This window comes from Rhodospirillales bacterium, from assembly GCA_023898785.1.
Lineage (GTDB): Bacteria > Pseudomonadota > Alphaproteobacteria > Micavibrionales > Micavibrionaceae > TMED27.
This window is the reverse complement of the sequence record CP060239.1, coordinates 1,669,139-1,694,112: the sequence shown is the minus strand read 5'-3', so window position 1 is coordinate 1,694,112 and position 24,974 is coordinate 1,669,139. Positions and strand designations below refer to the sequence as shown.

The 24,974-nt window shown below is 46.9% G+C and carries 23 protein-coding genes and 2 pseudogenes; 13 read left to right on the top strand and 12 right to left on the bottom strand.

From position 1 onward, the window contains the following. Positions 1-20: 20 nt before the first annotated feature. Positions 21-1,559: a hypothetical protein gene (locus tag H6859_08540; GenBank protein ID USO05189.1), complete on the top strand. Its 1,539-nt coding sequence runs from the start codon at positions 21-23 to the stop codon at positions 1,557-1,559. 161 nt (positions 1,560-1,720) lie between these two features. On the opposite strand, the gene H6859_08535 is transcribed toward H6859_08540, so the two are convergent. Further along, positions 1,721-2,236, bottom strand: coding sequence for a hypothetical protein (locus H6859_08535; protein USO05188.1), 516 nt, complete (start codon positions 2,234-2,236; stop codon positions 1,721-1,723). Positions 2,237-2,566: 330 nt separating this feature from the next. On the opposite strand from H6859_08535, the gene H6859_08530 reads away from it, so the two are divergent. Then, positions 2,567-2,977, top strand: coding sequence for a CBS domain-containing protein (locus tag H6859_08530; protein ID USO05187.1), 411 nt, complete (start codon positions 2,567-2,569; stop codon positions 2,975-2,977). Between the two features lie 18 nt (positions 2,978-2,995). On the opposite strand, the gene rho is transcribed toward H6859_08530, so the two are convergent. From rho to H6859_08510, 4 genes are all read right to left on the bottom strand, one after another. Next, positions 2,996-4,252 (bottom strand): transcription termination factor Rho, encoded by a 1,257-nt coding sequence (gene rho, locus H6859_08525; protein USO05186.1) that lies wholly within the window; start codon positions 4,250-4,252, stop codon positions 2,996-2,998. A gap of 464 nt (positions 4,253-4,716) precedes the next feature. Beyond that, on the bottom strand, positions 4,717-5,166 hold the full coding sequence (gene hemJ / locus H6859_08520) for a protoporphyrinogen oxidase HemJ (protein ID USO05185.1): 450 nt from the start codon (positions 5,164-5,166) through the stop codon (positions 4,717-4,719). Positions 5,167-5,170: 4 nt separating this feature from the next. Continuing rightward, entirely contained in the window at positions 5,171-6,259 is a 1,089-nt protein-coding gene (hemH, locus tag H6859_08515) for a ferrochelatase (GenBank protein ID USO05184.1), read from the bottom strand. A gap of 3 nt (positions 6,260-6,262) precedes the next feature. After that, positions 6,263-7,312: a uroporphyrinogen decarboxylase gene (locus H6859_08510; GenBank protein ID USO05183.1), complete on the bottom strand. Its 1,050-nt coding sequence runs from the start codon at positions 7,310-7,312 to the stop codon at positions 6,263-6,265. A 398-nt stretch (positions 7,313-7,710) separates the two neighbouring features. Here H6859_08510 and H6859_08505 point away from each other — a divergent pair, with 398 nt between their 5' ends. From H6859_08505 to dnaQ, 8 genes are all read left to right on the top strand, one after another. Beyond that, positions 7,711-8,325: a hypothetical protein gene (locus H6859_08505; GenBank protein ID USO05182.1), complete on the top strand. Its 615-nt coding sequence runs from the start codon at positions 7,711-7,713 to the stop codon at positions 8,323-8,325. A gap of 430 nt (positions 8,326-8,755) precedes the next feature. Next, positions 8,756-10,015: a hypothetical protein gene (locus H6859_08500; protein USO05181.1), complete on the top strand. Its 1,260-nt coding sequence runs from the start codon at positions 8,756-8,758 to the stop codon at positions 10,013-10,015. Beyond that, on the top strand, positions 9,981-11,075 hold the full coding sequence (locus H6859_08495; GenBank protein USO05180.1) for a hypothetical protein: 1,095 nt from the start codon (positions 9,981-9,983) through the stop codon (positions 11,073-11,075). Before H6859_08500 ends, H6859_08495 begins: the two co-directional genes overlap by 35 nt. Before the next feature lie 35 nt (positions 11,076-11,110). After that, positions 11,111-11,983 (top strand): kinase/pyrophosphorylase, encoded by an 873-nt coding sequence (locus tag H6859_08490; GenBank protein USO05179.1) that lies wholly within the window; start codon positions 11,111-11,113, stop codon positions 11,981-11,983. Further along, complete coding sequence (gene maf / locus H6859_08485; GenBank protein ID USO05178.1) at positions 11,980-12,573, top strand: septum formation protein Maf; 594 nt, start codon at positions 11,980-11,982, stop codon at positions 12,571-12,573. The genes H6859_08490 and maf overlap by 4 nt, the downstream gene beginning before the upstream one ends. Next, a complete protein-coding gene (locus tag H6859_08480) occupies positions 12,570-13,403 on the top strand; it encodes a shikimate dehydrogenase (protein USO05177.1) in 834 nt (277 codons plus the stop codon). The genes maf and H6859_08480 overlap by 4 nt, the downstream gene beginning before the upstream one ends. Positions 13,404-13,503: 100 nt before the next feature. Next, positions 13,504-14,178, top strand: a complete 675-nt coding sequence (coaE, locus tag H6859_08475; protein USO05176.1) for a dephospho-CoA kinase — start codon at positions 13,504-13,506, stop codon at positions 14,176-14,178. Continuing rightward, a complete protein-coding gene (gene dnaQ / locus H6859_08470) occupies positions 14,175-14,864 on the top strand; it encodes a DNA polymerase III subunit epsilon (protein ID USO05175.1) in 690 nt (229 codons plus the stop codon). The genes coaE and dnaQ overlap by 4 nt, the downstream gene beginning before the upstream one ends. Positions 14,865-14,867: 3 nt before the next feature. On the opposite strand, the gene H6859_08465 is transcribed toward dnaQ, so the two are convergent. The 3 genes from H6859_08465 to H6859_08455 all read right to left on the bottom strand — a co-directional run bounded on the left by H6859_08465 (position 14,868) and on the right by H6859_08455 (position 16,097). Further along, positions 14,868-14,990: an entericidin A/B family lipoprotein gene (locus tag H6859_08465; protein ID USO05174.1), complete on the bottom strand. Its 123-nt coding sequence runs from the start codon at positions 14,988-14,990 to the stop codon at positions 14,868-14,870. Then, positions 14,990-15,547 carry a protein-export chaperone SecB gene (secB, locus tag H6859_08460; protein ID USO05173.1) on the bottom strand — a complete coding sequence of 186 codons (558 nt, stop codon included), beginning with the start codon at positions 15,545-15,547 and terminating at the stop codon, positions 14,990-14,992. The genes H6859_08465 and secB overlap by 1 nt, the downstream gene beginning before the upstream one ends. 70 nt (positions 15,548-15,617) lie before the next feature. Next, positions 15,618-16,097, bottom strand: coding sequence for an FxsA family protein (locus H6859_08455; GenBank protein ID USO05172.1), 480 nt, complete (start codon positions 16,095-16,097; stop codon positions 15,618-15,620). A gap of 170 nt (positions 16,098-16,267) precedes the next feature. Here H6859_08455 and H6859_08450 point away from each other — a divergent pair, with 170 nt between their 5' ends. The 3 genes from H6859_08450 to H6859_08440 are packed head-to-tail and all read left to right on the top strand — an operon-like array spanning position 16,268 to position 18,834. Beyond that, complete coding sequence (locus H6859_08450; protein USO05171.1) at positions 16,268-16,990, top strand: Tim44 domain-containing protein; 723 nt, start codon at positions 16,268-16,270, stop codon at positions 16,988-16,990. Between the two features lie 34 nt (positions 16,991-17,024). Further along, positions 17,025-17,639 (top strand): DotI/IcmL family type IV secretion protein, encoded by a 615-nt coding sequence (locus H6859_08445; GenBank protein ID USO05170.1) that lies wholly within the window; start codon positions 17,025-17,027, stop codon positions 17,637-17,639. 19 nt (positions 17,640-17,658) lie between these two features. Beyond that, the gene (locus tag H6859_08440) at positions 17,659-18,834 is read left to right on the top strand and encodes a murein transglycosylase A (protein ID USO06738.1); all 1,176 of its coding nucleotides are present in this window, start codon (positions 17,659-17,661) and stop codon (positions 18,832-18,834) included. Between the two features lie 209 nt (positions 18,835-19,043). On the opposite strand, the pseudogene H6859_08435 reads toward H6859_08440, so the two are convergent. The 4 genes and pseudogenes from H6859_08435 to H6859_08420 all read right to left on the bottom strand — a co-directional run bounded on the left by H6859_08435 (position 19,044) and on the right by H6859_08420 (position 24,917). After that, positions 19,044-20,149: pseudogene (locus H6859_08435) on the bottom strand (IS3 family transposase). A gap of 68 nt (positions 20,150-20,217) precedes the next feature. Next, positions 20,218-21,190 (bottom strand): annotated as a pseudogene (locus H6859_08430) (aldo/keto reductase). 34 nt (positions 21,191-21,224) lie between these two features. Beyond that, on the bottom strand, positions 21,225-21,896 hold the full coding sequence (locus H6859_08425; GenBank protein USO05169.1) for a hypothetical protein: 672 nt from the start codon (positions 21,894-21,896) through the stop codon (positions 21,225-21,227). A 12-nt stretch (positions 21,897-21,908) separates the two neighbouring features. Beyond that, positions 21,909-24,917 carry a type IV secretion protein IcmB gene (locus tag H6859_08420; GenBank protein USO05168.1) on the bottom strand — a complete coding sequence of 1,003 codons (3,009 nt, stop codon included), beginning with the start codon at positions 24,915-24,917 and terminating at the stop codon, positions 21,909-21,911. Positions 24,918-24,974: the final 57 nt, after the last annotated feature.

Below are 24,974 nucleotides of genomic sequence, written 5' to 3'. Positions count from 1 at the left end.
CAAAACTACAGGGGTTAAAGATGAACGACGAGCCGCCATATCCACAAAACCCGCCTGCTGATCAACCTAAAACCGGCTCTGGTTCCGAAGCGCTCAACACCCGCATCTATCATTCCGAAATTGACCCTGAACTCAAGACCAAAGCCCTACTTCAAATGTGCGAAGCCATCAAAGGCAACGGCTTAAAAAACGAAGATGTCGATATCACCGCCTATGACGGCGAAACCCTTGAATTCCTGGCTATCACCGAAATGAAGCTCGATACCAAACTCTCCATCAAGCGCCAGGCCGGAAAAATCACTGGCCCGACGTTAGTGGCCAATGCAGGCGCCTTTCAGGAAGCCGTCAATAAAGAAACCTACAAAATCACCCATAGTCTTGATGTCGTTGAACGCATCCGCGACGCAGTGTTGGAGCGCCCTGATAAAGGACTGTGTCTTAAAAACATACTGATAAAACTTCCATTTTTGCATAAAGATTTTGTCACCCATGAACCCTGCAGTGCCTGCGCTTCCAAAGGCAAAATCACCTGTGTGCGTTGTCATGGCAAAGGCCGGGAACCGTGTCCACGCTGCCACGCACGCGGCTCAGAAACCTGCCCTACTTGTGGTGGACGCCAATACATCCTCGGCCCAAACAACCAAAATCAACAATGCATGCGCTGCAACGGAACCGGCCGGATCGGTTGCAGCCAATGCCACGAAAGCCGTGAAGTTCAATGCGCTATGTGCAAAGCCGTTGGCACCATGCAATGCAGACAATGCAACGGACACGCCTGGAACTCTGTACTCTGCCGCGCAGAAATCAATCCCGTCGGTCTTTACAGTTTCGATCGCACCACCATTCCACAACAAGCGCTTGAAAAGCTTGATTTACTGGGATCAGACATCCAGCACCATTCCAACATTCAAATCATTCACCGCCACAAAGAACTGGAACAAGAACGCAACGACATATCGATTCCTTATCACATCAAGGTCCCGATGGCCCATGTCACCTTCATGCTAAAAGAAAAACTGGAAATCCCGGCTTTCCTTTTTGGCACACAGGCAAAACTTTACGATATGCCGCCTTTCCTAGAAAAAATTACCGCGCCCGGCATCAAAGCATTAAAAGCCGCCGCAATGGGGCAGGGCGACGCTGCAAGCCTTATTCAAAAAGCCGGACGTTACCGCACCTTACGCGAAATCTTGCTTGCAACATCCAAACTTGGCCCAAAAAAAACCTTGAAAGTCATCGAAGAAAAAAACCCGATCGGCCTTTCTGAAGACACCACACGTAAACTTGTGTTAATGGCCTGTAAAGCCATTGGGTTTTTAGGCAAAAAACCGCGCCAGATCAGTATCGCGCTTGGGCTTCTGATAACCGCAGGATTAGGCGCCTTCTATTGGTATATCGGCAAAGCTGCGCTTTTGCCCTATTTACCACACACAAACAACATTGCACTCTTAACGGACGGTATAGCAGGCTTGACCGCTCTGGGCGCTGGATACGTAACAGCGAAAACCTACCTCAAACGCGCCATGCAAAAATCTTTGGAATCTTTATTCTCTAAATAATGAGTTTCAAAAGAAGGGAGGTCGTCTCCGGAAAACCTGTGTGGGAGGCTTCCGAAAGACGACCAGCGACGCGAGGGACAGTCACTTTAGTATTTGCGGCACATCTTCATATTTCGTTGAACCCTTTGCCTGTAATAAATAAGGCAAATAGGGAGAAGCAATTATCGAGCCCAACGAAATTCACTGATAGCCTTAAGCGCCTGTTCTTTCTGGCATTGGCGATAAGCGGTCACCGCGAGAGCAGAACGGTCACCAGCGAAAGTGCCAGATGTTTGCCAGACGTCAAGACGCGGTCTATCAGCACGTGACTTGGCTTTTTGCGGTGGCGAGAGGGCAAAACGCACACCAAGAACCAAGCCGAGAGCTGCCGCTTTTCCAGCCGAGCGCTGGTTCCGATCCGTGACAGATACGGGGGAAGTATGATGGATGGATTTGAGCAAGGAAAGGCATGAATCCGCCACGGTCGGAGAAGAGGGTTGAGAAGGATAACTGGTCGTCAAAGCCTGTTTTGGATCATCAAACGCGGTCTGATCCTGAACACTATCAAGCGTTTCAAAAGACCAGGCCGGTCCTACAGTTAAACAAAGAAGAAGAACCAGAGAAACCAACACGGCACCTGGAATATAGGCAGCCCGAGGATCAGTTTTCCAGCAATTGGAATATTTTTGAGTTTTCATGTTACCCACCTAAGTCTTACGCACTGTTTTATTTTTTTATGACCTGACTTAAGACGTGAACCCATTTATTGTTTTTATATAACCTTTTTGATAGGCCAGGCTTATACCTTTATCCCATCACACAATTATAATTATGGCAAATACTTTCGTTTCGATTTTGTATTGTTTTTCAAGTGATTACATGGAAAATTTGCTAAAAAATTGATACAATTACAATTCAAATACAATTGTATGACTTTCTTTTTATCCACCTGAGATCAGTTATGATACGTTTATAGAGCATTAAAATCACACTGTGATTCATCATGACCGAAATAAGGAAACACTACCATGCACATCGCCGACATGCCTGAGTTTAAAAACCGTAAGCAGGTCCTAACCTGCAAACCAGACGATACCGTTTACGATGTTGTCGTTATGATGGCCTTCAAACATTTCGGCGCCGTAGCAGTCACAGATAATGACAAACTGGTTGGTATTTTTACCGAGCGTGATCTATTGGTCCGCGTTGTCGGGCAGGGCCGTGATGTTGAAAGCACAAAAATTTCAGATGTCATGTCAAAAGGGATTGAAACCGCGACCGCCCACGATTCTGCGCTTTTATGTATGGGCCGTATGAATCATGGCAGATTTCGCCATATGCCGGTCACAGATAATAACGGAAAACTTACCGGCATGCTCTCCCAGCGCGACTTCATCGCCTTTACCATGCGCGAATTAAAAGAAAAATTAGCAGATTAATATAACCTGTGATGCAGATTACTGATTCATCGCATTAAAGAATTCATCGTTATTCTTTGTCTGTTTCATTTTGCCGAGCAGGAATTCAACAGCGTCAACGGTGCCCATCGGCGTAAGAATACGCCGCAATACCCACATTTTCTGCAAAGTATCGCGATCAACCAGCAATTCTTCTTTCCGCGTTCCTGATTTTTGAATATCAATTGCCGGAAACACACGTTTATCGGAAATCTTGCGATCTAGAACAATCTCGGAGTTGCCTGTTCCTTTAAACTCTTCAAAAATCACCTCATCCATGCGTGACCCGGTATCAATCAAGGCAGTAGCGATAATTGTCAGGCTGCCACCTTGTTCGATATTGCGCGCTGCGCCAAAGAATCGCTTTGGCCGTTGCAAGGCATTGGCATCCACACCTCCTGTCAAAACCTTACCGGAAGAGGGAACCACAGTATTATAAGCCCGCGCCAGACGCGTAATGGAATCGAGCAAAATCACCACGTCGCGCTTATGTTCAGTTAGGCGCTTGGCTTTTTCCATCACCATTTCCGCGACCTGTACATGCCGGGAAGCTGGCTCATCAAAAGTTGAAGACACAACTTCGCCGCGCACGCTGCGCGCCATATCCGTCACTTCTTCCGGACGCTCATCAATCAACAAAACGATCAGATAAGCGTCCGGGTGGTTTTCCGCAATGGACGTTGCAATATTCTGCAACATCACGGTTTTACCCGTTCTTGGCGGCGCCACAATCAAAGCCCGCTGGCCAAATCCGATCGGCGAGGTCAACTCAATCACCCGCTGAACATTGTCCTTTTTGGTTGGATCATCAAGCTCCAGCTTGATTTTCCGCTCAGGATACAGCGGCGTAAGGTTATCAAAATTTATCCGGTGGCGCAGTTTATCAGGCGTTTCATTGTTAATCGAACCAACCTTAAGCAGCGCAAAATAACGCTCGGAATCTTTCGGCGCACGAATTTCGCCCTCAACCGTATCCCCTGTGCGCAGACCAAAACGACGAATTTGCGACGGGCTGACATAAATATCATCTGGCCCCGGCAAATAATTTTCTTCCGGGCTGCGCAAGAAACCAAAACCATCCTGTAAAACCTCTAAAACACCCGCCCCAAAAATCGGCGTTCCTTGCGTTGCAAGCTGTTTCAGGATTGCAAACATCATATCCTGCTTACGCATCGCGCTACAGTTTTCAATCTCAAGCTCTTCTGCAAAAGCCAAAAGTTCAGCCGGTGAGCGAGTTTTAAGTTCTTGTAAATTCATGTGATTTTCGCTTTACAATCGCATTTGCGCTGTTGTTGAATGTGATATTAAGATTTGAATGTATAACTAACTTTTTTGTTGGAAAATATTCCGTTTATCGCGCCAGCTCCTCTAGAAGCCTTACTCAGCGCTAACTTCTCTCTAATTCGTGGCCGCAAAACACGGCTCAAATCAATTGCGTCCAAAATGTTATGGATTGATCCTTAAAGATACTTCCCTATTAATCACAAGGATAAAGCGCTGTCAAGCACTTATCACATTATTTTACTGTAAGGGCTTAAAGTTTCTAAAACCTTAACTTGTGACAATGAACACCCCCGCCCCAAGGGGCGAGGTACCACGTCATTGCGAACCGCCAAAGGCGGTGAAGCAATCCAGAATTTATCCTTGTGGCACTTGATCGCTTCGCTTCGCTCGCGATGACGATTACGTCGCAAGCGGCGAGGAATTAAACCTGAAAGAGATTAAAAAGGCTGCACCACAGCAAAGATCACAATCCCAATCATGAGCACCGTCGGAACTTCATTAAGAATGCGATAATATTTACTGCTCTTGGTGTTTTCGTCATGCGCAAAACGCTTCACATCCTTGGCAAGCATACCATGAACCGCCGACATCAACACCACAAACAACAATTTCGCATGCATCCAGCCTTGCCCTTCCAGCATCCCCGGATTGGCGTAAAGCATCGAAAGACCAAACAGCCAACTCACAATCATCGCCGGATTAATAATGACTTTCAACAAACGCCGTTCCATCACCTTAAATGTCTCAGACATCTCAGAACCCGCTACCACCGCTGTGTGATAAACAAACAAACGCGGCAAATAGAGCATCCCAGCCATCCAGGCAATCACACTGATAATATGCAGTGCGCGCACCCATTCATAATGTTGAAGTAAAAAATCCTGCATAATTTTAAGCCGCCTCCTTACATATCGAACAAACCATGACCGCTCTCGTTTTTACGCAACATTTTCCAAATTCTTCCGAACAGGGACATTTAAACCCTTCAGGAGCAACGCCATCCTTATCCAAATACTCCTCCACAAGCCCGGCAAGCCCTTCAATGAAATCCGGATGCGTGCCTACCGTCTGCGCCCGGTAATATCCGGAAACACCAAGCTTTTGAGCTTCTTCCTTATATTCCACATCCAGCTCAACCAGCGTTTCAACATGCTCCTGCGTAAAAGCATGCGGATACACAATCACAGCCCTTTTATCCTGCGCAGCTTTCACCAAAGCCTCACCCAACGACGGCCCGATCCATTTTTGCGGTCCCACACGCGATTGATAACAATATTGATAATCCAGACCTTCAATGCCCAGCTTTTTCACAATCGCCTTAGCGCTTTGCTCACATTGCCATTGATAAGGATCACCATCCTTAATAATTTTCTCCGGCAAGCCATGCGCAGAAAACAAAACCCGTGGAGCCTCATGCCCGTCTTTAAGTGCCTGATCATAGCACGCCTTGATATTTTCCGCCGACGCACTCACAAACCCGGCATTTTCGTGATAACAACACACCATAGCACTCGGAATTTCAATACCCGCCTCAAACAACGCTTTATTCCACTGCTCCAGCGACGACCACGTTGTTGTCGTTGAAAATTGCGGATAAAGCGGCAACAAGATAATTTTATCAGCACCCCAATCACGCACCTCACGCACCACTTGCGCAGCCATCGGATGCCAATAACGCATACATGTAAACACCTTAAATTTTGTTTCACGTGAATCTGCCTTCAGCACTTTTTCCAATGCCTTGGCCTGCGCATTCGTATTGTCCAACAAGGGCGATTTATCTCCAAGCTCACCATAGCTTTCACCAGCTTCGCGCTTGGAACGCCGATTCGCAATCATCGTCGCCAACAAACAACGAAACGGCACAGGCAAACTGATAATATTTTTATCCATGAAAAAATTTAACAGAAACGGACGAATCGCGTTTTTAGAATCCGGTCCACCGAGATTAAACAACACAACCGCGATTTTCTCAGCCATATTCTAAAATTCTCCCCTGATCAACTTCACCAACTGCTCAACATGTTCAACCGGTGTATCTTTGTGAATGCCATGCCCAAGATTAAATACAAACGGACCCGAAGACAAATCCGCCAATATCTTCTCTACAGCCATCACCATAGCATCTCCCCCGGCCATCAACACGGCCGGATCAAGATTTCCCTGTAACGAACATAACATTTGCAAAGCGCACTTCGCCCAATCACTCGGCACATGCGGATCAAGCCCCAATGCACTTACGCCAGCATCCTGCGCATAAGATAAATAATTATACCCGGCCCCTTTTGGAAAACCGATAATCGGCACATGCGGATGATGCGCGCGCACCATCTCAACAATCTGTTGCGTTGGCTTAATACACCAGCGTTCAAAACTCTGCGCATCCAGAGCGCCAGCCCAACTATCAAAAATCTGTACAGCCTCAGCGCCAGCCGTTATCTGATTAATCAAATACGTTGCCGTAGCTTCCACCAACAAATCAATCAGCGCAGAAAACTTTTCCGGCTCCTGATAGCTCATCAACTTAGTTCTAAGAAAATCTTTCGATGAACCGCCTTCAACCATGTAAGTTGCCACAGTCCAAGGCGCCCCGGCAAAACCAATCAACGCGGTATTGTTAAACCCTTCCGCTGCCAGCGCTGTTTTCACATTGCCAAGCGTTTCATAAACCGGATCAAGCCGTGAAAATTGCGCATAATTGAGCGCCCCAATACTCAGCTCCCCAAGCTTCGGGCCCTCATTGGCAACAAATTCCAAACTCTGCCCCAACGCCATCGGCACCGTCAAAATATCCGAAAACAAAATCGCCGCGTCCATCCCAAAACGCCGCAAAGGCTGCATCGTAATTTCACATGCGGCGACCGGATCAAATGCCATTTCGAGAAATCCACCCTTCTGCGCACGAAGCTCTCGATACTCAGGCAAATATCGACCCGCTTGCCGCATAAACCAAAATGGCGGCCGTTCATGCGAAAACCCATTCAATGCATCCAAAAACGGCTTATTTGTTTTCAAAACCTGATCAGCAATCATAATTCTTCAATTCTTCTCAATCCTTCCAAGCTGGAAATATGACCCATCTAGGCTCTTCATACTAATTATATATTTATATTTAAAAAGGTTTTTATAGTTATAGGTCCTGTGAGTTTTGGGCAAAAAAATCTATCCCAATTTTTACCCACAATTCTCCCAAACCGAAACACTGTTACTTATTCGTGATTCGTAATGATTCGCTCAGATAAAACAAATCCATCAAAAACCACTTTTCCGCATGGGGATGACTCTCCTTTAAAAATCTTCATGAAATGGGTATATCTTCATCCCATATTTTTCCTATGATTCTTAATCAGGTTACGCACAGATCTATGCGCAGAATCAATTCTGTGTTAATCATAAAGACTGAAACACAATTTTAACCAGCCGGATATCCAATGTATCAAGAGGCTTCTACAAAATTAGAACTTGATGAAATTGCTGTCATTTTGGATAAGCTCAATCCGGAATTCGATGGCAGTGTTTTTGATCCTGTTGAAACAACAATTCTTGCTCAAGAGCTGTCATTTTACCCTGGGTATCGTTTATTAGATATTTCTGATCACGCTGCAATGCCGCCTCTACAGCGTTTTGCGCTATATAGTAATTCTGATTTTATGATCTTAAATTTCAGCAATGAGGTAATTTATACGCTCAATCAAAAATTACCGATAAACTTAAATGAAAAAAACGTCACTGATTATGTACGGTTCTTTTTTACCTATGTTCGCGGTCGCCATGGCCGTTTTGTTATTACCGAAAACACTGATGATATTGCATGGAAAGAATCGCCGCCGCCAGCTGCGCGTAAAGCCGTTGGAAAAATGCTGATGCCTGTCACATTAGAAAATATAGGAAGAGAGAGTGATTACCAACTCAGTGCCACGATGGTATTTAAAGACAGCTTGTTTAAAAGCAAAATAAAAGTCGATGCCAAAGGCTTTGTATCTTTAAGTGACGAAGAACTTCTTGTCGAAGATATGCCCGTTCTCAATGATACATTTGGGCAGTAAACACAAGTAAAATTTATGGACACGAAAAAACACGGGCCTTGACCCGTGGGGCTTCACCCTTTGAGAAAATCAAAATTTTAACCTCTCATCAATAATGAATAATAATATGTAAACTGAATATTAAGGCCGAGTTAAAATCTGCCATTTGTTTTCTATAATACATACTATTTCTTTGATTTTTCGTTGTTTTTCCATTTTTTGGAAAGGTTCCGTTAACATCTTGCCCGGCATAATAGAACCATAAGCCATATGAATGGCAACAGGGGTTCTTTCATTATTAAACATCAAAGTTGGGTTCACTATGAGCGATTCATTCAAGGATATTACAGGAAAAAACCAGCCAGCGCGCCGGACATGCCGTGTGGCTTATACGATTAACAACACACAACCGGTCATTAGCACGATTATCGGTGATCAGCCGCTTTTCTATATGGATTTTGATTATAGTTATGAAGATGAAGAAAATCCAAACTTTGACCCTGCCGACATGGGTATTTTTGAAAGCGAGATTCGTTTGCTGAAAAGGGAAATCGACAGCATAGAAAAACTTTCTGCTGGTTTTACCGCGCACGACGAAAACAAAACTGAAGATTTCGCTGAGAATGCACAAGATATAACATCCAACAAAACCGGTCAAAACATGCTTTCCATAGAGCCGTTGCTGGAAATGTTGCGCGAAAGCCGTTTAGCAACAGCCTATCTGGCCACCGCTGAAGACCACGGCATCACCTTACGCTATTCCACACAAATTGAGACAGCGCATTATGATCGTACTGGTATGTTAATTCTTATAAACCCAAATATAAATAAAGTTGATCAGGTTTTGCTGGCAACGCAAGAATTGCGACGTCATTGGCAACATCGCCAAGGTGCATTAATCAATCCGTTAATGTTTCATCCGGATAATGCAGTTCTAATCAACCGGGCTCAAATTGCAGATCTTATGGTTTCTATGATCCGCGTGGCATGGGAGCTTCAGCTTTCCGGTGAAAAATCAGTTTGGGAGCGCATTGAAAATTCTTCAATGGCGGATTTAGGCCGTGCATTCGCGCGCGAAGCCTTCTTGGATTTCCGCACGGTTAATAATGGTCAGGCAACCGCCGCTGTATTTGAAAGTTGGTTTCTATCAGAGCGTTGCCGCACACAAGACAAAAACCTCATTAATCAAATGTTGGCTGATTATAAAGGTTATGTATTTGACCTGAGCGAAGCTGAACAAAACATTACACCAAACCTGATTGCGGCGTTGGGTGAAATGCCCTTCGGCAAAAATTACCTGGCAGAACATGCCGTAACCATCATGGAAGATCCTATTTTTACCGATGTTCGTGATCGCTCAAACGCCAATTTCCTATGGTTTATCAAGTTTGAACGTTCGTTCCGCGATTCGGAACAAGAGTTGCAAACTTCTTCTGATCTTACCGCAGGCGGCGCTCGTTCTCCTGCACAAAACCAAAGATTAGGGGATCGAGACGATGCATTCTTCTCAGCCATGCCCACGGGGCAATACACCGGACAAAGCGCCGACATCATCACACTCTTTGAAGGCGATGTCGGTTCAAAGAGCAAAACGGGGGATAAATCTGCGAAAAACGCCAAACGTCTGGCATCCAAAGCGGGTTCAGGACGTTCAGGGAATAGAGGAGATTTATCCAATGTCGTTTACCTCCGCCGATCCCCTGGTGAGTGAGAACGATCATGAAAACTACACGCACCATACCCCAGTCCGGTTTTTTGATCTGCAAAATGGTAAATGTGACATGAGTAATCATGATCCATATAACGATGGTCTTGAAATTCACGAAGATTTTGAACAGTTGGATTTTGAAGCCGCACCTTTTGTTGATTACGATGAAACGCCATCTCTAAATAGCGAGGCCAAACTGTTAAGCTGGGCAAAAGACATATTATCTGTCAGTCCGAGTGCTAGAATAATGTTGGCCGAAGCTAAAAAACAACGTTGGATATTTTCAATAGAGGCTCTGGAAGGCCCTGATTTTCACATCGACGTACCACAAAAAAGAATTGTGCTTAGTGATCAAGGCTTGGCAATATCTGCACTAGGCCGTTCCACCTACTTTAAAAATTCCTTTTTGGTTTCGCTGATCCGCGCATTGCGCGATGTCTGGCAAGAAAAACGCCATGGCGGGTTTGATGCACAATATGCATGTGAAAATGTTTTAATGCTTGAGCGCGTTCGCGCTGCCGATCTTGATATTCTCGCCGTACTGGTGGGTTGGGAATTACGCGGTGAAGGCCATGGTGGTCTTTGGCGTCACCTCATTGACTCTGAAGACGGTGATCTGGCTATGCGTTTTTCTGGCTACCTTGAGCGTGATCCGGCATCATTATTCAATGGCCGCGCGCTGGCTGCTGCTTTTTCACAATGGTTTCGTGCAGATCGTCGTATTGAAGCCTGCGATCATGAAACGTTAAATTATCTCGATACGCTGATGCAGGAAAATGCATTTGAGGAAGTATTCGGAGCCCGTAAACTTACGCCTATAAGTATTGAAAGCCTGTCCTGCTTGCCTGATCGCACGGCTTATCTGCAAGGTCATGGCCGCGAGATCATTGCTGATCCACTCTATGCCGGCTTAAACGATCCAATCAATCAGGCCCATTATATGCAAATTCTATATGACCTCAAAGTCACACGCGTTCAGGATGTTCCATTCCGCGATGCTGCGCTGGCTGAAAAAATCTTCCCCGGCGGAGAATTTACCGCTGAAAAAGATAACATTTCTTAAATTGCATTCAGTCCCAATCCCATTAATATGGGCGCATGAGTAATCAAGAGCAAGAACCGCTAAAGCAATTTTATATCCATCTGGTTTCTGATGCGACCGGAACCACCTTGTTGGGACTGGCGCGCGCATGTCTGGCGCAGTTTGAACATGTTGAGCCGGTGCAAAAATTCTGGCCCTTGGTGCGCTCTGAACGTCAATTAGAACGAGTCATTGCTCGTATTAAGGAAACGCCAGGTCCGGTTATTTTCACCTTTGTAGACCATAAAATGCGTCACCGTCTGCAGGATTTTTGCGAAGAACTTGGCGTTCCATGTGTTGCGGTGCTTGATCCCATCATTCGTAGCCTTTCTTCTTACCTAGGCGAGCATGCCAAGGGCGTACCGGGCCTACAACACGCAATGGATGATGCGTATTACAAACGCGTTGAGGCTGTCGATTATGCGATGCGTCACGATGATGGTAAAACGCTCAAGGGTCTGTCAAAAGCCGATGTTATTCTGGTCGGTGTATCGCGCACATCCAAAACGCCGACGTCCGTATTTCTTGCCCGGCGCGGCATTAAAGTTGCAAACATCCCCCTTGTACCCGGTGTTGAAGTGCCCGATGCGAAACTCTCGTTTGAAAAACCAATGTATGTTGGCCTCACTGCTTCGCCCCAGCGCCTCATGCATCTGCGCCGCACCCGCCTACATGCAAAAGAACAGGATGCTCCACCCCATATCAAAGATAATGCCTATCTTGATGAGGAAGCTATTGAGGAAGAAATCCGTAAAGCCCGCAGACTTTACAGCAAAAAAGGCTGGCCCGTCATTGACGTGACTAAACGTTCAATTGAAGAAACTTCCGCCGAGATTATGGCTCTGCTGCAATCACGGCGTGATAAGCTTGCTAAAGAGGGTAATGAATGACTCTGATCCTCGCTTCACAAAGTAAAGCGCGCCAGGATATGCTGCATGCTGCCGGACTGGATTTCGAAATCAGCTCTGCAGATCTTGATGAAAATGCGATCATGATTGCCGCGCGCCAGGATGGTAAAAACCCTGATGAAATTGCAGAGCTTCTCGCCACAGAAAAAGCCCGCAGCGTGAGTGCGCAAACCCCCGGCACACTGGTCATTGGTTCAGATCAGGTTTTAGAATGTGAAGGCCAAATGCTTTCCAAAGCTGCTAATCAGAATGAGGCCCGCGAAAAACTCAAATCCCTGCGTGGTAAAACTCACTGCTTAATTTCCGCCGTGAGCGTTGTTCAAAATGAAAAAATTCTCTGGAAAACCGTGCAGAGTGCGGAATTAACAATGCATGATTTTGACGATAATTTTCTGCAACAATATATGGAATGCGCAGGAGAAGCATTAACCCGGTCCGTAGGCGCTTACGAACTTGAATCATTGGGCGCGCAGCTTTTCGATAAAATCGAGGGCGATTATTTCACCATTTTAGGAATGCCACTTTTGCCGCTTTTAAAATATCTACGCGAAAACCAGGGTATAGGATTATGAGCGAAATGATCAAAGCCGGCGTGATCGGTCATCCGGTCAGCCATTCCAAATCTCCTCTCATCCATAATTACTGGATTAAGACTTATGGTCTTAATGGCAGCTACGAGGCAATTGACGCTGCGCCGGAAAATCTTAAAAGTGAAATTCGGCGTTTAACCGATGAAGGCTATCAAGGGTTTAACGTCACCGTGCCGCATAAAGAAGCTATATTGGAATTGTGCGACAAGGTTGATCTGGGAGCGCAAAACATCGGCGCAGTCAATACGGTTGTTATCCAAAATGGCGCATTGCGCGGCATGAATACCGATGGCTTTGGTTTCTTGCACAATATATGGGACGCCAATCCCAAATTCTATTTTGAAGAAAAAACAGCCGTTATTCTAGGTGCAGGCGGAGCAACGCGCGCAATCGTCAGCGCATTAATAGGTGAATATATTGGTCAGATTATCCTGCTTAATCGTACCCGTGCGCGCGCTGAAACCATCCGCGAAGAAATGGGATGTATGAGCGATTTGATTGTCGTTGAAGATTGGGATCATCGCGTCGAACTTTTGGCCAGAGCCGATTTACTGATCAATACTACGTCATTAGGCATGCAAGGCCAGCCGCCGCTGGATTTGGATTTAAAAGCATTGCCTTCTCACGCGCTGGTCAATGATATTGTCTATGCGCCGTTGCAAACAGACCTTTTACGATCAGCGCAAGAGCGCGGTAATCCGACTGTAACGGGTATCGGCATGCTCATCCATCAAGCTCGCCCGGCCTTTAAGGAATGGTTCGGCCTCTTGCCTGACGTGACAGATGAATTGAAGAAGTTGGTGTTAGAATGACGTCATTGCGAGGAAGCAAAGCTGACGAAGCAATCCATAAATATTGTACTTGTGGCACTGGATTGCTTCACTTCGTTTACAAGGACAATGAGGGGAAACAATGATTGTCCTTGGCCTAACAGGTTCCATTGGAATGGGCAAATCCAGCGCTGGCGCGATGCTGGAATATCTCGGCGTACCGGTGCATGATGCTGACGCCGAAGTGCACAAACTTTTGCATTATGGGAGTGAAGCCTGGTACGCCATTGCTGCTGCCTTCCCGTATTTTTCATACCCACAGATTTACGGACGTAAGCATTTCTGGAATCCATATAAAGATACAATTCGATATTTAAAACGCGAAGCGCTGGGAAAAATCATATTTGAAAAACCGGATGAACGCGAAAAGCTTGAAGCCATTCTCCATCCGCTGGTGCGCAAAGCGCAAAATAATTTTATTCGTGCTCAACGGGGGTTAGGCCGCGAAATAGTCGCGCTGGATGTGCCGCTCCTGTTCGAAACCGGTGCTGATATGCATTGTGATTACACCATCAATATCTCTGCGCCCGCCTTTATTCAGGAAGCCCGCGTTCTAGCTCGCCCCGGCATGAATGTCGAAAAATTTTCTGCTATTGTCGAAAGCCAGATGCCGGACGGCGAAAAATGCGCCCGCGCTGATTTTGTTGTACATAGCGGACTGGGGCGCGCTACGATGATGCGGGAATTAAAGGGTGTTCTGGCTAAAATCAGAGCAGAGCAAACCCCCGAAGAGGATGAACAAGGCACCGCCGCATGAAAGAAATCGTACTCGACACCGAAACCACGGGCATGGACCCGCAAAATGGCGATCGCATCATTGAGATCGGCTGCGTCGAGCTGATGAATCATATTCCAACAGGTAATACGCTCCAGTTCTATATTAATCCTGAGCGCGATATTCCTGCCGAGGCCACAGCTGTCCATGGCATTACCAATGAGTTTGTCGCTGACAAACCCGTTTTCAGCCAGGTCTATAGCGAATTTATGAGCTTCATAGACGGTGGCAAACTGGTCATCCACAATGCCGAATTCGATATGAAATTCATCAATTGGGAGCTGGGGCAGGTTGGCCATAAAGCCATCGGCTGGGGTCATGTTATCGATACGCTAGCCATAGCACGTAAAAAATTCCCTGGTTCACCTGCAAATCTGGATGCACTGTGCCGGCGTTTTGGCATTGATAACACCGAGCGTACCTACCACGGGGCGCTCTTAGACTCGGAACTTTTGGCGGAAGTGTATCTCGAACTACTCGGCGGACGCCAGCACGGGCTAGGGCTTGCTTCTGAAAAAGCAAAAACCGAAAAATCTCAGCAACAAACCATGCTGGCAAAAAAATCAATACGCAAAGCACGGCCACATACGCCGAGCGCTGAAGAATTGGAGGCGCATAAAGAATTTTTGGAAAAACTCAAAGATCCGCTTTGGAAAAAAGTAAGCTAAGCCCTAGAGTTTTTGGATAGATTCTCCGGCTCTTTCTATATCTTTGCCCATACCTTCAACGGTATTACAACCGCTTAAAACCAACGGGACAACCGCCAACGTTACCAAGGTTAATAAAACTTTCATCAGTTTTTCTCCTTTTCTTTTTTCTCAGCGTTCTTTTGGGCAGGCTTGCCCTTACCATTTGCCGCTTCTTGCGCCTCTCTAATTTCGTCTTTAAAGCGCTCCATATAAAGTGCCTGAAAATCAACCGGGTTGAGGTTTAGTGGCGGATATCCGCCTTGCACTGTCAGTTCGCTGACAATTTGACGTATAAATGGGAAAGCCAAACGCGGAATTTCAATAAGAAGAACTGGATGATGATTGTCGTCCGGAATGTCGTTAAGGGCGACCGTGACGCCATATTGCAGCTCCATAATAAAAACAGGTTCTTCTTCACGCAATGCAGCGGCGCGCAAATTTATAACAACCTCATAAAGATTATCTATCGTTTCATCCGGCAGCTTGCGTGCATCCATTCCGATATTAATATCCATTTCCGGATTCGTCTGCCCGGCGCGCAAAGAATCCGGCGCCAGTGGGTTTTCAAAGGACACATCACGCACATATTGCGCCAGAATATTAATCGGCATTCCACCCGGGGTTTGCGCGCCAGATTGGTCTTTAGCGTCTTGATCACTCATAAAAATAACTCCAAATTTAAAATCAACCTCGTGATTACCACGTTTAACTATATGCTTCAATTAAGCACTGTCACAGGCGCTTAATTTCATCCCGGTCTTGGTCTTCATTTTCATCCATTCGCTCATAATCGCCTTCAATGATGTCACCATCGTGCGGGCGATACTGGCGCGTTTCATATTCGGCTGTGCTGCCTGAAACAGCCCAGCTTGTACGCGTGCGAATAAAGTAACGCAGCGCCGCCCGCACAGGCGGCACCAGCAGTGCAAACCCGATTGCGTCAGTTACAAAACCCGGCGTAATCAGCAAAGCGCCTGCCGCGACCAGACAAAAGCCGTCAAAAATTTCATCCAGAGGCATTTTGCCCTGATCTATTGCTTTGCGCATTGAAAGAATTGTATTCAAACCCTGATATTTAACCAGCAATCCACCGAGTATTGCGGTCAAAAACGCCAGAGCTAACGTCGTCCATATTCCTATATGCTCACTGACGCTGGCAAAGGTCGCAAGCTCTATGAACGGAATCAGCACAAAAATAATAATAAACGGCATGAACCTTCCTCGATAATAGCTTAGGCCAATCTATGTGAGCACCTTCTAAAACACAAATAAGAAATCCTAAAGCGAAAATCCCGTCTTTTTAGCGCTTTTATTGGACAAAACGTGATAAAATGAACATATTGCTTGAGTAAATATGAATTTTAACAAGGGAAGGCTCCTTCGTGCCCGCTGATTTGATTGTTTATGCCTTAGTAGCTGCCGGTCTTGTATTCTGGCTGCGTAGCGTTTTGGGAACGCGTCACGGTGAAGAACGTGAGCATCCAAACCCGTTTTTGGCTGGTGAGCAGGACGATATTAAGGATCAAGGCCTTGCCGCTGCAGATCGCCCTGCCGGAATGGAAGAAAATATTATCGCGCTAACGAAAGAGCCGCGCCGCAATTACGGCGTTGACAACAAGACGGCTGAAAATGGGTTGATCGACATTTCTAAAGCCGATAAAAGCTTCGACATTGATTTTTTCCTCGAAGGGTCGCAAGACGCTTTCGCAATGATTGTGGAATCTTTTGCAGAAGGAGACCGGGACACGCTCAAAAATCTTTTAAGCCCACAGGTTTTTGAGGCTTTTGAAGGTGCGATTACTGAACGTGAAAAGCGTAAAGAAACGGAAACCACTGATATTCATGCTATCCGAAAGGCCTATGTAACCCAGGCACGCCTTGACGGTAAAATGGCCTACATCACCGTGCGTTTTACAGCCGAAGAAACCACTGTAACGCGTGACGAAAACGGGGAAGTTATCGCAGGCTATCCTGACAAAATCGTTTACATGAACGATATCTGGACATTCGGTCGCGATATAAAATCCAAAGATCCAAGCTGGCTGGTCTATGAAACCCGCAGCGACATCGAAGACGATAACGACCGCATTCCCGATACGCATTAAAATTCAAAACACTTCCATATAAAGGATCTTAACGATGCCAAAAGCGCTTATTTTTATCTTTTCTCTCATTATTATCTCTTTCCCCTTTACAACGTGGGCACAAGAAAAAATTCCTGATGAGGATGTTAAAACATGGACTCAAAAAGCTGCCGCATCAGTAATGACATTTGGATTTCATAACTATGATAAAAAACTCATCGAAAATAGGAAGTTTTTCACTCTTGAGGGATACCAAAACTTCATGATCGCGCTATCTCGTTCTAAGACAATAGAAAATGTTCATAAAAATCAGTCCATAATAAATGCAAAAGTTATGTGTTTTCCTAGAATCACAAAACAGGAAAAGGAGTCATGGACCCTGATGTTTCCTTTTTCTAAAACTTACAGCAATAGTGCAGGAGATGACGCATTTTATTCTAACGCAGAGATGACAGTAAAATACGATGAAAATGTAGAAAATGATATGCACTTAGGGATAGTGCAGTGGGTTGAAACCACACTCAGCAAAGAAGAAGCAGAAAAATGTGATCCTGAAGAACAAAAGAAAGCAAAAATTGGACAACTGCAACGCGAGATAGAATGGTTTGAAGAACAAATTGAAAAAAACCGTAAAAAAATTGAAAAAATTAAACTTGAACAAAAGCCTTAAGAAGGAAAGAACTTACCTTATCGGTAATACACCGTATTTTTCTAATACGGTTGGCGTGTTCTTTGCATCTTCCCTATGCTTTTTGCTAGTAGCATGTGTGGGTCCTGTTGAAAAAATAGTACCAGAGCCTAATCTCAAACCTGCCAGCTATACTGATTTGCCGGGCTGGGGCGACGACAATTTTAAAACACTAATCCCGGCCTTCACCAAATCCTGTGAGCGCATTCTCAAAGCCGATCCTGCCAAATCGTTTGGCACTTTAAAAGAGGCTGGAACTTATGGCGATTGGCGACCAGCGTGTTATGAATTTATAGCTTTAGACACGGACGATTTCGAGCGCGTTCAAAGCTTTTTTGAAACTCGTTTTACGCCCTATCAGATCCTATCTGATAACGAAGAAACAGGGCTGTTTACAGGTTACTATGAAGCCTCTCTTAAAGGCTCACGCGTACGCGGTGGCCCATACCAAACACCGCTTTACCAGCGCCCCGAAGATCTGGTCATGGTCCAACTCGGTGATTTTCGCGAAGATCTCAAAGGTCGCCGGATCGCAGGACGTGTTGTCGATGGCAATCTGAAACCCTACGAAGCACGCCCTCAAATCGTAAACGGCAATTGGCCCCATAACGATAAAGTACTGGTCTGGGTCGATAACCCGGTTGATGCGTTCTTCGTACAAATTCAAGGCTCGGGTGTTGTAGAATTGGCCGAAGGCGGAACCATGCGTATCGGGTATGCCGGACAAAACGGCCATGTTTATTATGCCGTTGGCCGCGAGCTGATTAAACGCGGCGCATTAACCAAAGAAAATGTTTCTATGCAATCCATCCGCCAGTGGCTGGAATCCAGTCCAGCCCAAGCTGATGAGATCATGAATACCAACGCCTCTTACGTATTTTTTAAACAGATCGATGGCGCCGGGCCGGTAGGCGGCGAAGGCGTCGTGTTGACCGCTGGCCGTTCGCTGGCCGTAGACCACTCATTATTATCCTATGGCTTGCCGCTTTGGGCCGATATTGAGGCCCCCGTGCCCGGCGCGGGCAAGCTCCAGCGTTTGTTAATCGCGCAAGATACCGGCGGCGCTATCCGGGGCCCTGTACGCGGCGATGTTTTCTGGGGCTATGGCGACATGGCCGAAACCCTGGCCGGTCCGATGAAATCACAAGGGCGCTACTGGGCACTGCTGCCGAATTAATACGGCAAATTTGACAAGAGTGACTTCCTATCTTAATCTTAGAGGTGGTCTCGGTTCTTCGGCCAGCTTTGCGGCGAAGTTAAGCTACGATCGGTTGGTTATTGTCATGCCGCCTGCCTGTGGTTTTGTTTCTCCGGGTGAAGGGCGCGGCCGCCGGAGCCGTTAGGCGGAGGCGGCAAGCCCGAGGCCGGAGAAACAAAATTTCGTTCATCATAAACGTCGTCCGGGGGTTGTCCATCAAATACCGAATGCGGCCTCTGCGCGTTGTAAAACGCCAGCCAGCGCCCGATATCCCGCCTGGCTTGCAGGCCGCTCTCGAACGCGTTCAGATACACGCATTCATATTTCAGACTCCGCCACAGCCGCTCGATGAACACATTGTCCATCCAGCGGCCCTTGCCGTCCATCGAGATCGCGATCCCGTTTTCTTTCAGGACGCCCGTCCACGCGTCCGCCGTGAACTGGCTGCCCTGATCGGTATTGAAGATCTCCGGCGGCCCGTAGCGGGCGATGGCTTCCTCCAGCGCCTCCACGCAAAAGCGCGTTTCCATCGTGTTCGACAGCCGCCAGGCCAGCACCTTCCGGCTGGCCCAGTCCATGATCGCTACCAGATACAAAAACCCGCGTTTGACAGGGATGTACGTGATATCCGCGCACCATACATGGTTCGGGCGGGTGATCGTGAGCCCCTTGAGCCGGTAGGGATAAATCCGGTGGCCGGGATGCGGCATCGAAGTGCGCGGCCTTTGATAGACCGCCTCGATTCCCATCAGGCGCATCAGACGCCGCACGCGGGTGCGGCCTACCTCGTACCCCTGACGGCGCAGATGCCGGGCCATCTGACGGGACCCGTAAAACGGGGTTTGCAGGAATTGCGCGTCAATCAGCCGCATCAGCGCCAAATTGTCCGCGCTCTCCCCGCGCCGCTCGTAATACCAGCCAGAGCGGCTGATCCCCAGCAACCGGCACTGCGCCGCGATGCCGATATTGTCATTGGACGGGTCTACCATTTCCTGCCGCCCCCGGACCGCAACCGGGCGGAGGCATCGGCTAAAAAATCACGTTCCACTGTCAGCTGTCCGATCTTGGCGTGCAAGTCCCTGACCTCGGCGTTATGCGCGTCCGCTCGCGATTCCAGCTTGCCCGCAAAACCCGCCTCCAGCGCAGCCAGAGCCTCCTTCTTCCAACGGTGAATGACCGTCGCATGCACCCCGTAACGGGATGACAGCTCCGTGATCGGCGCGTCCTCCCGCAACGCCGCCAGCGCAACCTGCGCTTTAAACTTCGCCGGGTAGTTCTTCCTTGTCTTGCTCATAATCCATGACCCTCCTTCGGTCATAGATCGTAGCTTAACTCACTGTCCGAATTCTTGGGGCCACCTCTCTAATACGGTATTGGGAAATCTCGATAAACGCCTTCAATCTCTCTCAGAACACCATCAGACAGCTCAATATCAACCGAAGCGATATTCGATTTAAGCTGCTCAAGACTGGTCGCACCGATTATATTCGCAGTCACAAAGGGCCGCGAATTCACGAAAGCCAGCGCCATCTGTGCTGGCTCTAATCCATGGTCATTCGCAATTTCAATATAACGTGCCACAGCCGCATTGGCCTGTGGCGTGTCACGCGTAATTGATTGCAGCAAGGTCCAGCGAGATCCTTCAGGGCGTGCGCCCCCAAGATATTTTCCGCTCAGCATTCCTGTGGCCAGCGGTGACCAGGCCAATAATCCGCTTTTGAATTGAAACCATGCGTGGTAAATTATATTTGCGGCTCAGCTCCAGATATTTCATTGTTCCCCATGCGGTTTCATCGGACAACCCGACATAGCGAATTTTACCGCTCTTGGTCAACGCATTCAGCGTTTCCAAAATCTCTATAAAATTTTCTTCAACCGCCGTCGCATCAAACTGCGGATTATAGCGCCAATGTTGTGAGAAATGATACGATCCGCGATTGGGCCAGTGTAGTTGATACAAATCAATATAATCGGTTCGTAACCGCTTCAAGGAAGCTTCAACCGCATCCAGAATATTTTTGCGATCAATTTTATAATCACCGCCACGAATCCAGCCAATGCCCGGACCGGCAACCTTGGAGGCCAGAACAACGTCTGCCCTTCGCCCGGTTTTCGCAAACCATGTTCCAATAATTTTTTCCGTCCGGCCATATGTTTCGGCGCTAGGCGGAATTGCATACATTTCTGCTGTGTTCCAGAAATTCACGCCCTGATCCAGCGCATAATCCATCTGCGCATGGCCGTCTTCCTCACTGTTTTGCATGCCCCATGTCATCGTGCCCAGACAAATGAGACTGACAGCCAGATCCGTGCGCCCAAGCTTTCGGGTTTTCATGAAGCGTCCTTTTTATACGTGTTAACAGACTTAATTATTGTCCAAGCTTACCAGGCAGGTTCAATTGAAAACGGAAAGCATCCGTATTGATCTGCAAGTTCTCCAGACTATTCGGAAGAGGTGCGGGAATCGTCAGATCAGGCGGGTTTTGGAGAATGACAGGAATGCTTGCGTTAAAAAGCACCACTTTCTCAGGATCAACTTCACGTCTGTTAATCAAAATCTTTTCGACAGCTGCGCCTGTGACTTCATCCGCACGGAAATGGCATTGTATATTTTCCATTCGATATTCTCCGAAAGCATCAAGCTGTGTATACCATATACGAATATACTCCCCGAAATCTTCAATTGTGCTGATACGAAGATCTTGAGGAAACTGTACGTTCAACTCAAGATATGTACGGCAAATACCAAAAGTCATACCCGCCTTATAAGGAGTAAATAAGGAGTCGATAGCCCAAAATAAAAAGACCAAAACTAAAAAAGCGCTCACGCCTTTAAAAAGCTTTTTCTTTTTGGCCTTTTCTGCCTCAATAAATTTACTATTAGCTAAGGCAGCTTCAATTTCATCTTGGGTAGGCTCAAACTTTTTAGCTTTCTCTTTTGCCTCTAATTTGGCCTTTTCCCTAAAGGCTTTGCGCTCAGCCCTGTCCATTATCTCTGCGCTGAGCGTAAAATCTTCGTCGTCTTTGGGTGTGTCACTCATAACTTTCCCTGCTTAGAACAGCTTAACCCGTTTGTTTGTTTCAGTTTTTTGCTCGTTTTTGCTTTCTTCAACCAACTCATCGACGATTTGTTCAATAATGGCGCTAATCATTGCCGCACGCGCCTCCCCTTCTTCACTATTGGCTAAAACCCGCCGTCGTATTTCACTTCTCGCGCTTCCTCCCGGATAATTAGCAGCCAGAATTTTCCGTGCGCGGCCAGCGCCTATCTTATTATAAAGCCGATTACGAATAGCCACATCTTCGGATGATGTTGAGAGCGCCCAAAGTTCAATTGGGCCAAGCGTATTATATAAATGTTGTTCATAGCGTCCATCCGTAGAACCCAATACAAAAAGACAAGGAGCGCCGACAGATTTAGGACCGGTAAGTTTATGACGAATAATTTTCTGTGCAGTATCGGACAGGCCAAATCGATCAACCACGTCCGCAACAGCTTTATCGGAAATGGCTGTTCCTAAGACCCATACACCAGTTGCCAGATCGACCATGTCTTTACTAAAATCATCAATCAACTGTGAAGTCAAAACAATCTGAACGCCACGTTTCCGCCCTTCGCGTACGTCGCGAATGACCTGATTGCGCACAGAATGAGATTTACTGGTTCTATGAAACTCATCATAACAAAGTCGTTTAGGGGCTTCGGACAGCTCTTGTAATCTCAGCTCGTGATATTCCTGATACTTTTTCGGCACATATTGCACAGCTTCTTGGCCCATCCACCAACTTCGAACCAATGCATGACGCGCTAGCATATACATGATTGAAGTTTGGCGATCAGCGGCCTCATCACCCTGTGGTGCAACATCCATCAAATCAAGAGAGCAAACGCGACTATCGACAAGATCAAATTGTGTCACAGAAGACAAAATAGGATATTCACGAATCGCGGATGTAATCATTCGTTCAAACGCGCTAATCACACTCTCACTACTGAAACCAACAGCTGTTTCTTCAAGCAATGTTCTAATTTGTGGCCGCCGCGATGCGGTAATAGAATCATTCAATGTCGGAACGGCATGACGCTGGGCCAGACTGGCAATATGATATTCGCCAAGATCGAACATTTTATCGACAATGTCCCACCAATACGGATCGGTCGGCAAATGGATATTATGTTTGTGAATAGCCTCATCCACTTCCGCTTCCAGGCGCGGCAAATAAGGCCGCGGCTCAGCATTGGCCTCGTTGTCATTCCGCCAGCGGAACATTTCATCGACAACCAGCCCGGTGAGCTGCTGCATACCGTCATAAGGTTTATCGTATCCTGGCGGCGTACATAAAAGTGTTAAAAGTTCTGCCAGATAACTGCGTTCTTCCGGTAAAGGCGAACGGCAACCAAGTTGAGTATCAAAGGGATTAATTGCATATTGGTGGCTCATCTGCAGGCGGTAATAGCTGGCCTCATGCTGTCTGTTAAGTGGCAGCGCCTCACGGATCAAGGAAATCAACCCGGAAGAGGACGGGCCAATATCAATAACGGCAACAAAAGGAAGCGTATTCAATCCGGGAGATAAGCACGTTCCAAGGTTAAGCGTGTTAAGCAAAACTGACTTGCCTGCACCCGGCTGCGCAAAAATCAAATCAAACCATGTTGTTGTTAAATTTGTTCCAGTCTGATACGGCCAAACCTTTCCATCTGGAGTGCGGAAGAGCACCGAGCCACCTTGCTTGAACGGGCTGGACGGACGCTGCCATGGCAGGAGTTTCATCACTTCCTTCATAGGTGCGATACCTGTCGGCGCGGTTCCGGCACAATGGATTCCCATTGCCGAAGACATGATGCAATCAAGCGCATCCCCGGAAAATTCAGTGACCTGCGCATACCCCCAGCTTTCAATAGCCTGCAGAAGGACAGACAACCGGTCTTGGATTTCATCTTTTTCTTTAAGTGCGCACCAGGTTGCAAAAGAAACACGCAAACGTACAACAGGCTCACTGCGTGCCATTGTTTGCAGGCCTTCCAGAGAGTACTTTATCTGTTTATTAGCGGTATTCGTCGGCCCCATAATCGTTGCCAAAAATGTTCTAAGCTGCGTTGCATAAATGCCCCCTCCCTCAATCAGAAAAGAGATTCTAAAGGGAATATCGGCCTCAACAAGCCGGTTAAGCAGTATAGGAAAGGCCGTTGCATCCATTGGACCCAGACTCATATCTCCGCCAGCCCAGTACGTATCTCCAATGCGGCACACAGACTTGCCCAAAACACGAGCATCTCCGGCTACAAGCTGATTAGGAAGATTCGGCCAGAGAATATCCGACATATCAATCCGGCTGGTCGGTGCACGCGGCGGGATTGGGTCGCCAGGCAAGCAGGCCCGCCATTTATCATTGGCGCGATCAGGAAACATGTTTGAGCGTACGGCGTTTAAGGCATCGTGGACTTCCATTATATTACAGCTAATGCCGAGCTCTTCCAGAGCGCCTGTCATTGCGGAGATATAACTCTTATGACGAGTACGCAAGGGCTCAAGTGTTGCATAAGGAAATTGAGAATCAGGAGCGTTTACCCACTGCTTCGCATTTTCCAAGGTATCCTTGCTGGCACGAGCAATTTCGCTCTTTGTAAGGACACTGGAGCGAGTCCAAAGCACAAAATATGCTTCTTCGTGGCTTAAAAAGCGTTGCAAGTGGGAGACACGCTCCTCAATCAGGTCTTCAATTTCCAGCCCAATACTATTAGCGCTGATTTTAAGAGGCCGCATCAATCCGTTTAAAACCTTTTCGATTCTTCCTGGGTCGCGCACATAATAGACCTGCATCGCATGACCTTGACGATCAAAACGCGCGCCAATTTTAATTGTCGCGCCTTCAACAATATTATTATATTCCTCTTCACCGATGATTTGTTTGCTGCCTTCAACCTTTAAATAGGAAATCAAAGAACCATCATTTGAAACCAGCGTCGTTTCATTATCAGCGGTTTCTAAATTGATAAAAGACGAAACCGATTGCCGCATAGATTTTTGGATAGGCGCTAATATTTTCTTGATATAGCTCATGTCAGATATTTAGTTAGGTTAGAATTATCAGCCAACCTAAATATAACCAAGAAATAG